General features: G+C 46.7%; 19 protein-coding genes. 9 read left to right on the top strand and 10 right to left on the bottom strand.

Features of this window, described 5'->3' with window-relative positions:
* Positions 1 to 50: 50 nt before the first annotated feature.
* Entirely contained in the window at positions 51 to 1127 is a 1077-nt protein-coding gene (locus tag EXW93_RS07310) for an RNA-guided endonuclease InsQ/TnpB family protein (protein ID WP_174316261.1), read from the bottom strand.
* A 183-nt stretch (positions 1128 to 1310) separates the two neighbouring features.
* Between EXW93_RS07310 and EXW93_RS07305 the strand changes: the two genes are divergently transcribed.
* Entirely contained in the window at positions 1311 to 1592 is a 282-nt protein-coding gene (locus EXW93_RS07305) for a hypothetical protein (RefSeq protein ID WP_058713492.1), read from the top strand.
* A 57-nt stretch (positions 1593 to 1649) separates the two neighbouring features.
* Here the strand turns inward: EXW93_RS07305 and EXW93_RS07300 are convergent, their stop codons facing one another.
* Both EXW93_RS07300 and EXW93_RS07295 read right to left on the bottom strand, forming a co-directional pair.
* Positions 1650 to 1832 (bottom strand): hypothetical protein, encoded by a 183-nt coding sequence (locus EXW93_RS07300; RefSeq protein WP_023468170.1) that lies wholly within the window; start codon positions 1830 to 1832, stop codon positions 1650 to 1652.
* Between the two features lie 128 nt (positions 1833 to 1960).
* Positions 1961 to 2596 carry an NAD(P)-dependent oxidoreductase gene (locus EXW93_RS07295; RefSeq protein WP_035397591.1) on the bottom strand — a complete coding sequence of 212 codons (636 nt, stop codon included), beginning with the start codon at positions 2594 to 2596 and terminating at the stop codon, positions 1961 to 1963.
* A gap of 163 nt (positions 2597 to 2759) precedes the next feature.
* Here EXW93_RS07295 and EXW93_RS07290 point away from each other — a divergent pair, with 163 nt between their 5' ends.
* The 3 genes from EXW93_RS07290 to EXW93_RS07280 all read left to right on the top strand — a co-directional run bounded on the left by EXW93_RS07290 (position 2760) and on the right by EXW93_RS07280 (position 3961).
* Complete coding sequence (locus EXW93_RS07290; RefSeq protein WP_035397593.1) at positions 2760 to 3191, top strand: Rrf2 family transcriptional regulator; 432 nt, start codon at positions 2760 to 2762, stop codon at positions 3189 to 3191.
* Between the two features lie 91 nt (positions 3192 to 3282).
* A complete protein-coding gene (locus EXW93_RS07285) occupies positions 3283 to 3492 on the top strand; it encodes a helix-turn-helix transcriptional regulator (protein WP_023468167.1) in 210 nt (69 codons plus the stop codon).
* Positions 3485 to 3961 carry a DUF6773 family protein gene (locus EXW93_RS07280; protein ID WP_035397596.1) on the top strand — a complete coding sequence of 159 codons (477 nt, stop codon included), beginning with the start codon at positions 3485 to 3487 and terminating at the stop codon, positions 3959 to 3961. Before EXW93_RS07285 ends, EXW93_RS07280 begins: the two co-directional genes overlap by 8 nt.
* Before the next feature lie 53 nt (positions 3962 to 4014).
* Here EXW93_RS07280 and EXW93_RS07275 read toward each other — a convergent pair whose 3' ends face one another.
* The 3 genes from EXW93_RS07275 to arr form a co-directional block, all read right to left on the bottom strand.
* Positions 4015 to 4191: a hypothetical protein gene (locus EXW93_RS07275; RefSeq protein ID WP_156357191.1), complete on the bottom strand. Its 177-nt coding sequence runs from the start codon at positions 4189 to 4191 to the stop codon at positions 4015 to 4017.
* A 104-nt stretch (positions 4192 to 4295) separates the two neighbouring features.
* Complete coding sequence (locus EXW93_RS07270; protein ID WP_174316260.1) at positions 4296 to 4808, bottom strand: hypothetical protein; 513 nt, start codon at positions 4806 to 4808, stop codon at positions 4296 to 4298.
* 18 nt (positions 4809 to 4826) lie between these two features.
* Positions 4827 to 5228, bottom strand: coding sequence for an NAD(+)--rifampin ADP-ribosyltransferase (gene arr, locus EXW93_RS07265; RefSeq protein WP_174316259.1), 402 nt, complete (start codon positions 5226 to 5228; stop codon positions 4827 to 4829).
* Between the two features lie 199 nt (positions 5229 to 5427).
* Here arr and EXW93_RS07260 point away from each other — a divergent pair, with 199 nt between their 5' ends.
* From EXW93_RS07260 to EXW93_RS07245, 4 genes are all read left to right on the top strand, one after another.
* The gene (locus EXW93_RS07260; protein WP_023468162.1) at positions 5428 to 5958 is read left to right on the top strand and encodes a hypothetical protein; all 531 of its coding nucleotides are present in this window, start codon (positions 5428 to 5430) and stop codon (positions 5956 to 5958) included.
* A gap of 154 nt (positions 5959 to 6112) precedes the next feature.
* Positions 6113 to 6532: a MarR family winged helix-turn-helix transcriptional regulator gene (locus EXW93_RS07255; protein ID WP_058265845.1), complete on the top strand. Its 420-nt coding sequence runs from the start codon at positions 6113 to 6115 to the stop codon at positions 6530 to 6532.
* A gap of 19 nt (positions 6533 to 6551) precedes the next feature.
* Positions 6552 to 6974, top strand: coding sequence for a MarR family winged helix-turn-helix transcriptional regulator (locus EXW93_RS07250; protein WP_023468160.1), 423 nt, complete (start codon positions 6552 to 6554; stop codon positions 6972 to 6974).
* A gap of 85 nt (positions 6975 to 7059) precedes the next feature.
* Positions 7060 to 7836, top strand: a complete 777-nt coding sequence (locus tag EXW93_RS07245; protein ID WP_174316258.1) for a hypothetical protein — start codon at positions 7060 to 7062, stop codon at positions 7834 to 7836.
* A 127-nt stretch (positions 7837 to 7963) separates the two neighbouring features.
* Here EXW93_RS07245 and EXW93_RS07240 read toward each other — a convergent pair whose 3' ends face one another.
* The 4 genes from EXW93_RS07240 to EXW93_RS07225 all read right to left on the bottom strand — a co-directional run bounded on the left by EXW93_RS07240 (position 7964) and on the right by EXW93_RS07225 (position 11687).
* On the bottom strand, positions 7964 to 8953 hold the full coding sequence (locus tag EXW93_RS07240) for a DUF2268 domain-containing putative Zn-dependent protease (protein ID WP_174316257.1): 990 nt from the start codon (positions 8951 to 8953) through the stop codon (positions 7964 to 7966).
* A 150-nt stretch (positions 8954 to 9103) separates the two neighbouring features.
* Entirely contained in the window at positions 9104 to 9895 is a 792-nt protein-coding gene (locus EXW93_RS07235; protein WP_023468158.1) for an ABC transporter permease, read from the bottom strand.
* On the bottom strand, positions 9892 to 10686 hold the full coding sequence (locus EXW93_RS07230) for an ABC transporter permease (protein ID WP_023468157.1): 795 nt from the start codon (positions 10684 to 10686) through the stop codon (positions 9892 to 9894). Before EXW93_RS07230 ends, EXW93_RS07235 begins: the two co-directional genes overlap by 4 nt.
* Positions 10683 to 11687: an ABC transporter ATP-binding protein gene (locus EXW93_RS07225; RefSeq protein ID WP_174316256.1), complete on the bottom strand. Its 1005-nt coding sequence runs from the start codon at positions 11685 to 11687 to the stop codon at positions 10683 to 10685. The genes EXW93_RS07230 and EXW93_RS07225 overlap by 4 nt, the downstream gene beginning before the upstream one ends.
* Positions 11688 to 11829: 142 nt before the next feature.
* Between EXW93_RS07225 and EXW93_RS07220 the strand changes: the two genes are divergently transcribed.
* Positions 11830 to 12213, top strand: coding sequence for a hypothetical protein (locus EXW93_RS07220; protein ID WP_174316255.1), 384 nt, complete (start codon positions 11830 to 11832; stop codon positions 12211 to 12213).
* The last annotated feature ends 117 nt before the right edge of the window (positions 12214 to 12330 follow it).

Genomic DNA, 12330 nt, shown 5'->3' with positions numbered 1-12330 from the left:
TTGAGGTAGGGGTGTGCCATCACCCCTCCTGAGACAGACCGTATAGGTTCTCAGGCTGATGGACTGTTACCATCCATCACAGGTGCGTATCGAATGTTCATCGCACCGACGGCGTCCCGATGTCCTTTAAACCCACAGGCACACGTGTATACCCTATCCCTCACCTTGTTCCTGACGGAACAGGATGGGCAGGTCTGACTCGTGTAGGCGGGGTTCGCATACTCAACCTTGATGCCCGACAAGGCGGCTTTGTATTCGATGAAGGACGCGAGACGATAGAACGACCATGAGTGGAGGTTCTGGTTGTTTTTACGGCTTGTTCTTGCCGTCTGTCGGATGTTCGCCAAGAGTTCGAGGCGAATGACAGAGATTTTCTTCTGTCTTGCAAAATCGACGATGGCTCGGCTGACCTTGTGGTCCTTGTCCCGCATCCACCGCTGTTCCTTCTGATTGCGTCGTTTGATAGCCTTCGGCTTCTTCTTTTTGCCGAGTGCCTTCCGTTCCGCACGGAACTTGCGTTTCATATACTTGTTCTTACGACCGTTCCCGAAGAAACGGGTCGTGTCGTCATCGGTGACGGCGACCGCCGGCACTTTCAGTCCGAGGTCAACCCCCATCACCCGCACCCCCGTCCGAGGGACGGTCGGGACATGGACGGAAATCTGAGCAATCCACTTCCTTCCCTTCTTCGTGACCCTGAGCGTCCCGAGTTTGTTGGCAAGGAGTCGGGTATTCCGATTGTCCTTGTCAACCATGGCAGCACGGAATCGCATCTTCACGGACTTCCCGTCCATCCAAACGGGGAAGGAGATGCTCTCGAAGTCGAAGGAATAGTTCTGATTGTTCCAGACGCAGACCGGCTTTTTGAGGACAGGGATGCGTTTGAAATCCTCTTTCCTCGCCTTCTTGTAGATGCCGACGGCATCTCCTGCGAGTTGGTTCTTCACGGCGCTCGGAAGGGGAGTGTCGATGTCCTTGCTCGACCACCTCTTCCCGTCCTCGGAGGCGACCATGTTCGCCACGACTCGGTTGGCGGTCTGGATATAGGTCTTGCCCATCATTTTTAGGATGGCATCCTGACGACGCGTGGCATAGATTCGAACTTCTACCGTGACGACTTGACTCATCTTCGACACCTCCTTCATCCTAATAATTAACTCCATTATAGATTTACTATAAATGCATTTCATCAGGAAGAACAGTCGGGGACATGCGGTGTCTGAAGACACCCCGTCCCCGAACTCGCTATCATCCCACCCCTAAAGGAGTGGGCTTTCTCGCTCGTACATTCTGTAAAGGAGACATGCCGCATGTTTCGTCAAAAATCACTTTTGTACTTACTCATTTTTTTGTCCTTCGGTTTCGCCTTCGACACGATCACTGGATCGTCCCTCATTCCGTTCGTTGAACCCCTTCATGAATTGATTGCCTCACTTGCGCTGACGATCACGACCGCCTGTTTGTCACTGTTCTTTCTGTTCTACCATGGCGTTCGTCCGCATCTTGAATTATTGATCGTCCTCCCCTTTTTGATTTTGACGAGCGGCATCACGTTCTTCTTCGTCTTCTTGAACGCAATGACTGTCATCTAACGTCACCAAAAAGCCCGTCTTCTTCAAGGAGACGGGCTTTGGTCGGCAATATGTAGATCACGGTTTGGCGTTAAGCTCCAGCAACGGATCACTTTCACTCGGCCAATTGATTTGTCCCTCGTAATGATCCTCGATCGTCGCGACCGGTTTCGAACGTTCGAACCGGGACGGTTGCGTCGACGTCGTACAGACGATCAAGACAGCTAACAGACTGATGATACTAAAAACTCGTCGCATCATGATTTATACTCCTTTAGTCGTTTCTATCCTCATATTAAACAAACCATGCTATTATGCCATCCGTCCTCCGCTGTATCTCTCGCTCCGCCCATTAAAAAAGACCGACTACGTAAGTCGGTCTTACACCATCACCCTTGTTCGCCAACGACCGAGAACCGTTCGTTGAGATGTTGCGCGTTTTCAAGCTCATCGACTACAGCGATAGCGTAATCCGCGTAACTGATGTAGCTTTCCCCTTTTGCGTTTAAAATCATCTGCTCACCGCCGACTGTATACGCTCCTGTACGTTGACCGCTCGGATCAAAGAATCCAGCGGGGCTGAGATACGTCCATGTCACGTCTTGCTGCCCTTGCAGTTCGATCAAGTTTTTCCCCATGTTCGAAGCTGTCGGATAATACGCTTCCGGGAAATCCGGTGTTTCCATGACACGTACATTATGCTCAGCATCGACGAATAGACTTCCCGCGCCACCGACTACGAATAGTCGTGTCTTGCTTCCTGCTAACACGTTGATTAAATGACGACCGACTTCGATATGTTTCGTTTCCTCACCCGGTGCTGCGTTAAACGCATTGACGATTGCGTCAAACCCGTTCAAGTCGTCTTTCGTCAGCGCGAGCACATCGCGCTCGAGAATCGTGACGTCTGCGGTCACTTTTGCTGCGTTACGGACGATTGCCGTGACGTCATGCCCGCGTGTGATTGCTTCTTGTAAAATCAATTGTCCTGCTTTTCCTGTTGCGCCGATGATTCCGATGTTCATGATGATTCCTCCTTTTGATATGTAACTACTTTGATTACATGTAACCAATATAGTTACAATCACTTTGTTTGTCAACCGTGTTGTTCCTATTCCCCGTTTCTTGCCAAATGAACAATACGACGTATAATGAGAGAACAATGTTTTTAAGAAGGAGGATCATCCGTTGGCTATCAGTACACGTTTTTCCGTCGGCATCCATATTCTCTCGTTGATCGCGACCGACGAGAAGATGACATCCGACTTGATTGCTGGCAGCGTCAATACGAATCCGGTCGTCATCCGTAAAATCATGAGCATGCTCAAAAAAGCCGATCTGATTGAGGTCCGCCCGGGTGTCGCCGGTGCGCGACTCGCACGCCCGTTATCTCGCATCACGCTACTTGACGTTTATCAAGCCGTCGCTGTCGTACCGGACAAGGAACTGTTCGGCGTCCATGCCGCACCGAACCCAGATTGCCCGGTTGGACGAAACATCCAATCGACGGTCACACCAATCTTTGAGCTTGCGCAATCTGCTCTTGAAAAGGTGCTCGCTCACGTCACACTGGATGATATCGTCAGTGAAATCGAACAAAAAGAAGCATCGTCCTCATGAGGGGCGATGTTTTTTTGCAATATATACATTGCATATGTCATCTATATATGACATAATAGCTAAGGGAATATTTGTAAAGGAGTGGATAGATATGTCTACATCGTTGAGTCCGATGAAACAACTTCGCATGCAGCAAGGCTTAACACAAGGTCAACTAGCAGAGAAAGTACATGTCACACGACAAACGATTGCCTTGATTGAAGCGAATAAGTTCAATCCGAGTCTTCGACTTTGTTTAGACATCGCACACGCCTTAGAAACGGATTTAAATACATTATTTTGGGAGGAACAGCATGAGTAAGTGGTTAGAATTCTTTGGTATTAAAAAAGAAACGGATGAACGGGTTCAACAACAGGGGACAAAAGTGTTTTTCGAAGCAGGAATCTTCGTCTTCTGCATAGCGATACTCGATATCATCGTACGCGGGATGGTGTTAGATCGTCCGCTGGCTGAGTGGGGGTTTAGCTTTTTCATAATAGGAGCATATCTTGTGTATGGCATCATTCGAATGGCGTTCGCTGGAGTATACGATCAAGATATTTATGATGAGACATCCTTTGAGAAGAAAATGAGAAAACACACGTTAGAACATTTGTTGATCAGCTTATTCTTATCGATTATCACGACGGTTCATGATGGTTTGCCACATGATCTAATGGGATGGATGGAGATCCCTGTTAAGTTTTGTTGTGCGTTCCTAGCGATGCAGTTGGTTGAATGGGTCTTATCTCGTATCTCACTTCGAAAAATCAAGAAAGAACTTCAATAATACATGAATACATAATGAAACGCATCGTCCTATACAGGATGATGCGTTTTACATTACATGAACCATTGATACAGTAGATATCCTCCACCGAGGACGACAAGCACCGCGAGCATCTCTAGACCACGCATTCCGTCGTTTTGCCCACGGGGTACGGCACTACCGAGACCTTGATCGACACCATCGCGGAGATGATCGAGTGGTTGTTTCTTTTCTTGTTTGAAGCGAGACATATAAACGCCCCCTTTTTACATATTGTACCATTCCATCTTCACCTTGCAGTACATTCTGACAAAAAAATACGTGGTAGTGCTTATCTTACATTCAATTCGTTTCTCTATTCATTTCGAAGCAATTTCATGAATCCCATCTTTTCAACGATCAAAACATCCTGCTCGAAGCGTTTGATGGAACGTTCCATCGATTGATCGTCAATCAAATTCGGATGACCAAAGCATACATTTAAGATCGAATTAAGTTTCTCTGCCTCACTGCCGATGAAGTAGTGAGACATATAGGTATCGTCTTCTGATGCGATGACGACGAATGTCGCCATATCAAGCACTCCTTCGACATCTTCTGCTGTCAGAAGTTTGTCGTTCGCAGATGCATTCTGAAAGTCATACGATTCGATGGAGGCAATCCTACCTTGCAACAGATCAAGAATTGATTTTCGGTAGACACAATAGACTCCAACAATCGTTTCAATGGGTGGAACGAATGGATCTTCGAGGATCGTGATCCATCGCTCGTCGTCTTGATTCAGGCGGATGGCATGTAAGTGATTAACTAATAATTGATCAATGACGTTGTTCGTCGGTTGGATCGATTTAAAATCATATTCAGGCAAGTCTTCTCCCCCGTTCGTTTAGTCGATGATTGTATCCTTCCCTTCTGCGCGTAACCGCTGCAGGGATGCTTTCATCTTCTCAATCTCCTGGTCTGTATGCCGTTCCCACGTTCCGAGTTCAGCGATGATCTTCACGGGTTCCGTCGAACGATACGACCGGGTCGGATTGCCTGGGAACCGTTTGTTCGTCAAGTTCGGATCATCCTCATACGCTCCGAGTGGCTCAACGAGGTAGATACGTTCCGGAGCGTCAGATTGTGCGAGCTCCGCGCCCCACTTCGCTGCATCAAGTGTTGCCGTGAAATAGACGTGCTGGAGCGGTTGTTCACGAAAATTCGATGCATGCCCTGGTTTCAATTTGTCACCGATTTGCAACGTGGCTTTCGTGCCATGGAAAAACGGACCTTCGACTGGTTTCATATGCTCGCCTCCTGACTGGATACATTCAGTATAGACAGTCAATTCATTCAGGTGTAGTCTGTTTTAAAATGAAATTTCACGGTATACTTATAGCAAAGAAAGAGCATTTGTCGTCAGATTGTAACTCGTTTTTTGTCTGGCCATCAGGCATGATAGGAATAGTCATTTTACATACCCTATAGGAGGTCATCCGTTTAACGTGAAGTTCTTTAAAGCTTTAGCGAAAACCGAAGAGGCTGTCTGGATTCCAGAAGCCGAGTGGCAAACCGTTTGTGAGCAAGAAGGACTGACCGTGCCGCATCATCCGCAGGAACAATTCGTTGGTCTCGCGTACAACAATCAGCGGCAAGTCGTCGAAGTCACGCGTAATTTACGTCCACCAGCTCTCAGTTATTACGTCACGATTCTAGAACCACCCCATAGTCGATCCCTTATTTCAAAACGTTCGTTCTTAACCGTGCTTCATGAACGAACGAAGCGCACATCCCTCACCGAATACGGTACATTCTGTTTACTTGAGATCAACGTTCGGGAAGAAGGACTCGGCGAGCGTGGTCTGTTACTTGAGTCGTTGATTCATGACATCGAAAAAAAGTACACTCATTACGCGATTCGTGGCGATTATGCGACAATCACCTTACAAGGACGCGTCTCAGATCAATGTTTTACGAAATATGGATTCCAGTTAACGGATTCCTATCTCACGCTTTCGAATGGGATTCCTTCCTGAACCGACCTGACACGTTCAGGTCTTTTTTTGTACAGTTCCTAGGTAATGATGGGAAGTGATGGGTTTACGTTCAAACTAGTAGCACTACATATTTTTAATATGGTATGGTAAAAGTAATTCATCAGCAGTACATTCTACATTTAAGAGGTTCCTCATGACAATAATGACAGAGACATACCCCATGACATGCTGGCATACGATTTCGACGTATCATAATCAACAAATCAAGCGCGTCAATGCTTTCTTGAAACAGTGGGATCTCTCCCATACGAATCTTGAAGTATTGCGTTGCCTACAGACGACCTCATGCACGAGCCAGAAGGAAATCGCTGAACGGATCCAAGTGACCGATGGCACGATTTCACACGGAATCAAACGCTTATTCGATCGGCAACTTATCACCCGTAAGCGCAAATGGAAGACGAACTATTTGCTCTTGACGGAAAAAGGAACAGCCATTCTGCAAGAAGTGTTGCCTGCCTATGAACGTTTTCAACAGGAACAATTCGCCGCTTTGACGGCTCGACAACAGGAAGAATTAATCCGTTTCTTCGATAAGCTCAACCCTGCATGACAGAAGAGGAGGAAAAATCATGACCTTCACATTCGAATCTTCAATGCAACATTGGAACGCCATTCAGCGGATCCATTCTCGTTATTCGAAAGAAGTCAACGATGTATTGAAACCAAAAGGACTCTCAAAATCCCAATTCGATTTATTAATGACCTTGTATCATCAAGAGAGTGCGACACAAAAATCACTTGAACGCACGCTCGAACTCTCAAGCGGTGCCATTTCGCAAACGGTGAAGAAGTTACTCGCGGAACACCTCGTCATCCGAAAACGAATCAACCGGGAAAAACGGATTCTCTTGACGGAAGATGGTGCAGCGCTGATTCAAACGTCAGCTCCCGAGATCGAAGAGATTGATGATCGTTATTTCCGTGCCTTTACATCAAAGGACCACGAGACGTTCGACCAATTGCTCCATAAGATGCAAAGCGATCATTTTTGATCGTACTTCCGATAACCGCGGACTCTTTTCTATCGAGGCGTCCGCGTTTTTTACATAGAGACACTAAAACAAGGGAGCAACAGAGATGACACATAGAGACGTACTATTGGACCGATTGGATGCAATCGGGCAAACGATTGCACAAACGGATGATGCGCTTGTCCTGCTCGGACTCGGTTCTGTCGGTCAAGAACTTGGACGACTTGATGACTATTCGGACTTAGACTTTTTCGTCATCGCTAAACCCGGTAAAAAGACTCGATTCATCGAGCAACTCGACTGGTTAGAAAACACACATTCGCTACACTTTCAATTTCAAAATACGCAGGATGGACATAAAGTCATGTTTGACGACGGTATCTATGCCGAATTTGCGATCTTCGAACTAGATGAGCTTTCTGAAATTGCATTTTCTGCTGGCCGTATCGTGTGGTGCGACCCTTCCTTCGACGCGTTTGAACGCTTAGTCCCACTACCGCGTAATAGTTCGAGCGAACATCCATCCGTCGATTACGCCATTCATGAAGCACTGACGAACCTGTATGTCGGGCTCTGTCGCGAAGCACGTGGCGAAACCTTATCAGCTTTCCGTTTGATTCAACAATTTGCCGTTGGTCAATTGTTACACGTTCTGTCCTCATTTGAAAAAGAGGAAGCGACATCTGTTGATCCGTTTGCTCCGGAACGTCGGATTGAGCAACGTTTCCCAGAAATGGTCAACCAATTCTCAGAGATGATGCCAGGCTATTCGCATAATAAAACGGCTGCACTAGTGATCCTCGATTACATCGAACAGATTCATCCTGTCTCCCCTGCTATGTCAACAACAATCCGTTCACTCGCCCGAACTGATATTTCTTAAAAAACACGTTCGCCGTTTTATTTCTGTTCATCCATCGTTCAAAAGCGTTCGACTTAATTTCGAAAAATTTCAAAAGTACAAAAATAGACCAATCAGCTTCTTGATGCTGACGGGTCTATTTTTTGAATCAAAGTAGATCATTTTTATACTTGTAATCCTTTATAATCGTTTCCGCGTCTTTAGTCGTCCAATCTGCTATCGATTCTGAAGGATGTTTTTCAAGATATGCGTCCATGATATCTTTACCTAATCGGTACATACTCCACAAAGGTACATCCTTATCCTTATTTCCGTCCATGATATCATCTTGCGTTAACTCACCATTTTTCATTAAACGTAAAACACGCTGTTTCGTCTCTTCTTCTAATGGCTCGACCCAAGCTGGTGTCACACCTTTAACCACGTGTTTCGCGAACTGATCCGCTTTTCCTTCAAGAAGGAGTGAATGGATCAGTGGACTAGCTTCATCTTCTAAGGATGTATCTAGCTTCATCCGATCATACAAAGCAGTATGATGATATTCATGGGCTACCGCATAATCTAACATTTTCTGATCGTAGTCAGCGGTAAGGAATAGCATGAAGCAATCTCTAGTTGCCAATCCTGCGACCCCTCCCATGACATCCATACGCTCCATGAATTCCGTGTTAACAGGCACGATGAATATCGTATTCGTTTGCTTTGGTAATGCCCGATGTGAAGCAGTGTAACTTTTTTCAATGATTGTTTTGATCTCTGTATCTTGTTTCATCAGCTCTTTCGTCCGACTTAGTAATTGTTCTTTATACTCAGTTGCTTGTAGCATAAAGTAACTTTTCATATATGTTAGATCAAGATTCTGTTGCTCACCAATTTCATCGATGTAACCTAAGACATGTTTTAGGTAACTGTTCGTGTTGTCGTCTGAGTTCCCTGTCTGCATCGCTTCTTCTAAGTACTGATTGTATTGCGTATAGAGCGGAACGATCTTGACCTGATCATCTTGACCAATCTTGATCGTCTTATTTTTAATCGTTTCGTCGTTTTGTGAAAAGAAGTTTTCTGCCCTTTCCCAAACGGTACACCCCGATAAGGTAAGCAATATCAAACAGAGTAATACGAGCCATCCTTTTTTCAATATAACCCCTCCCTCAGATTCATGTCTCAATATTTCATACTGTCATTTAATAACAAAAGTTTCATATTTTACATAAAGAAATCCATATCTAAATTGATTAGAAACAAAAAGAACCTTGAAGCGTCGCAACACTTCAAGGTTCTCCTTCTTTCATGATCCCGTACTCGCGAATGCCTTCAGTCCAAACAACCAGAACCGATAAGCAATCAAACAGGCGATGATCGCGACAAGTGGTGTCGCAATCGCCATTACGCCATAGCCTCTTCCGTCAAAGAAATACATCGCCGGATAAAAGGCAGTGAAGCCGAACGGGATGATGTAAGTCAAGACGAACATCAAGACCTTCGAGTAGATCGTCATCGGGTAACGAGCGAAATCACTCAAACTGAAAACTGCTGAGACGATCGGTAAACTGTCGACCATCCAAAACGAGAACGTCGCAAAAAACAGATTGATCGCGATATAGAGCATTCCGCTCGAAAGAACAAGTACGATCAGCATCAAGACATCACCGAAGCTCCAGATCATGTCGAGGTGATCGGAAGCAACATAGAGCACCCCACCACCAATCAACAGTTGACCGAACCCGTCTTGCTGGACACGCTCCGCGATGATTTGAAACAACGGATTGACTGGTCGCATCAACAACCGATCCAGATTCCCGGTCCGAATGTACTGCCAGCCGATCGTCCACAAGTTATCAAAGAAGATATGGTGTAAGGCTCGTCCTAAAAAAGCGATCCCGTAAATGAATAGAATCTCGTAAAAGTCCCAGCCGTTTAACGTCTCGATATGCTGAAAGACGACCGACAGGAAAAAGAGTGAGGCGAACTGTTGACCGAAGACCGACAAGACACCGATCAGGAAGTCAATTCGGTATTCCATCATGACCTTAAAATGACTTTTGGCATATAGCCAGTAGAGTTTTATGTATCGTTTCATCCACCGAACACCGTCACTTTCCGGATCGCGAGCGCGAACGTGATTCGCAAGATGACAAAGAATCCAATCAACCAGCCGATTTGAATCAGTAACGCTTGCAGGATGCCGCTTGCGCCGATCTCTCCCGTATAGATCGCAACCGGGACGTAGACGAGTGAAGCGAATGGTAAGTACAGACTGATCGTCTGAAACCAGTCCGGGAACAGCGTCAACGGAACGATCGCACCGGACATGATCGTGATGACGGCGTCCTGTAAGACGGATAGTCCCCAAATGTTGACGGTATAGAAGGCAAAGATGCCGACGAGCAGATCAATCAATGTCGCGAGCAACACGGCACAAAGGACACTACCAACGAAGGCGATGCCAGCCAACCACGACTGTGGTCGATCCACGCCGATGAACAAGATCGAGACGAGGACGAGTGGCAGAATCGAGCGGAACAAGACCGAGACTTTTGAGCCGATATCTTGAGCGAGTAGTTTATCAAGCAAGTGATACGGACGGAGTAACTCGACTGCGATTGCCCCTTGTTTGATCATCCGGGCGAGATCGCGTCCGGCACCCCCGCGGAACTGATCGATCATCGTCGCAAGCACCGCATACGTCAGCATCGTCGACAGTGAGATACCGGAGACATCGGTCTTATTGGCATACACGGCTTGCCAGAAGAAATAGAGGATGAACAAGCGCATCGTCACGCTGAACATGCTTGCCCAGTACCAGGCCGTGTAGGCGAGATCAACCTTGATTTGGGACCGCATCAATGCGGTATATTTACGGATTCTCATGCGCTGATCCCCGCTTGGTAGAGCTTACGGATTAACGTCTCCATCTTCGGGACGGACACGGAGACGTCCCGAACGGCGTACAGCGAAACGATTTCCTTGATGACTTGACCGCTCGACAGTTCTCGGTCGTCGAAAGCGAGCTCGTACGTTTGTTCATCCGTCTCAAACATGATCACACGATTGATCAACGCCGTCGGTAAAGCGAACGGCACCGCTTCTTCGAGCGTGATTCGAAGTGTCCGCTCGTGACTGAAAGATGCCTTCAACTGATCGATCGTATCGTCATAGATGATTTTACCGTCGTCGAGGACGATCACCCGGTCACAGACTTCCTCGATGTCCTGCATGTCGTGCGTCGTCAAGATGACGGTCGTTCCCCAGCGATCACTCATCTCGCGGATGAAGTGACGGATCGTCTCCTTGATCTCGATATCAAGCCCGATCGTCGGTTCGTCGAGATAGACGACTTTTGGTCGATGCAGGAAGGCTGCGGCTAGTTCACAGCGCATCTTTTGTCCAAGCGACAGTTGTCGGACTGGTACGTCTAAAAGCGGTGCGAGATCGAGCTTCTCCCGAAACCACGCGAGCGTCTCCGCAAACTCGGACGTCGGTACTTGATAGATTTCCTTCAACAGCTCAAACGATTCTTGGACCGGAATGTCCCAGAACAGTTGTGTCCGCTGACCAAAGACGGCTCCAATTTGCGATGCGTTCTTGACGCGGTCGGCATGCGGATCAATTCCGAATACCCGGACGTTCCCCGCGTCCGGACGCAAGACTCCAGCGAGCATCTTGATCGTCGTTGATTTCCCGGCACCGTTAAAACCGATATAGCCGACCCGTTCTCCTGGTGCGATCGTCAAATCAATCGCTTTGACCGCCTCTTTCGTCCGGTACGTCCGGTGAAACAACGCTTTGATCGCTCCGCGTAATCCCGGTTCCCGTTGTAGGATTTGATAGTGTTTCGTCAGTCCCGTTGCTTTGACGGCATATGGTTGCATGTATTCTCCCCCTTTTTGTGCAAACGCTTTCCAAAAACGTAGTATACCAGAAAAATCCAAGATTCTTCCATCTCTTTTGAAAATTTTTCTCGATATTCTGACGCTGTCGCGTAATAATAGAGGAAAAAGGAGTGGTCTGACCATGCTATTACGTCATATGACACATCGGCATCACATGAAATCAATCGTGACGCGCGGTGGATTGTCACCGACATTTCAAATCGATGCACCAACAGGATGGATCGCCTTTGAAGTCGATCCTCCAAGCGTAGCGTATCAAACGCATTTTCATCAATTGAAGAGTGATTGGCAGGATGGAGATGTCGTTACGCTCGAATTTGACGGGGAGCGGATGCAAGCAGCAGGCTTCGAGATTCTGCAATCATCAGAAGACGTCCGCAATCAACAGGCAGAGAGATTAGGCGTATCCATCGAGGAAATTGGCTCGTATGCATTCATTCGCAATTTCGTCTCACTTGATTATCTCGTCGAGTCTTCACGTGAGAAAATCTCAGAGTATTATTAACTTAGTTGAAGAAATCTAATCTTTTTTAAAATATACGGAAATTAAGATATTTTCATACATCTTTAGGGTATCGTTGGCTATATAGAATAAATATTCATTGAATGAAACATTTTTTTG

The sequence above is a fragment of the Exiguobacterium sp. JMULE1 genome (genome assembly GCF_013337175.1).
GTDB classification, from domain to species: Bacteria; Bacillota; Bacilli; order Exiguobacteriales; family Exiguobacteriaceae; genus Exiguobacterium_A; species Exiguobacterium_A indicum.
This window is presented reverse-complemented; position numbering and strand designations above follow the sequence as displayed.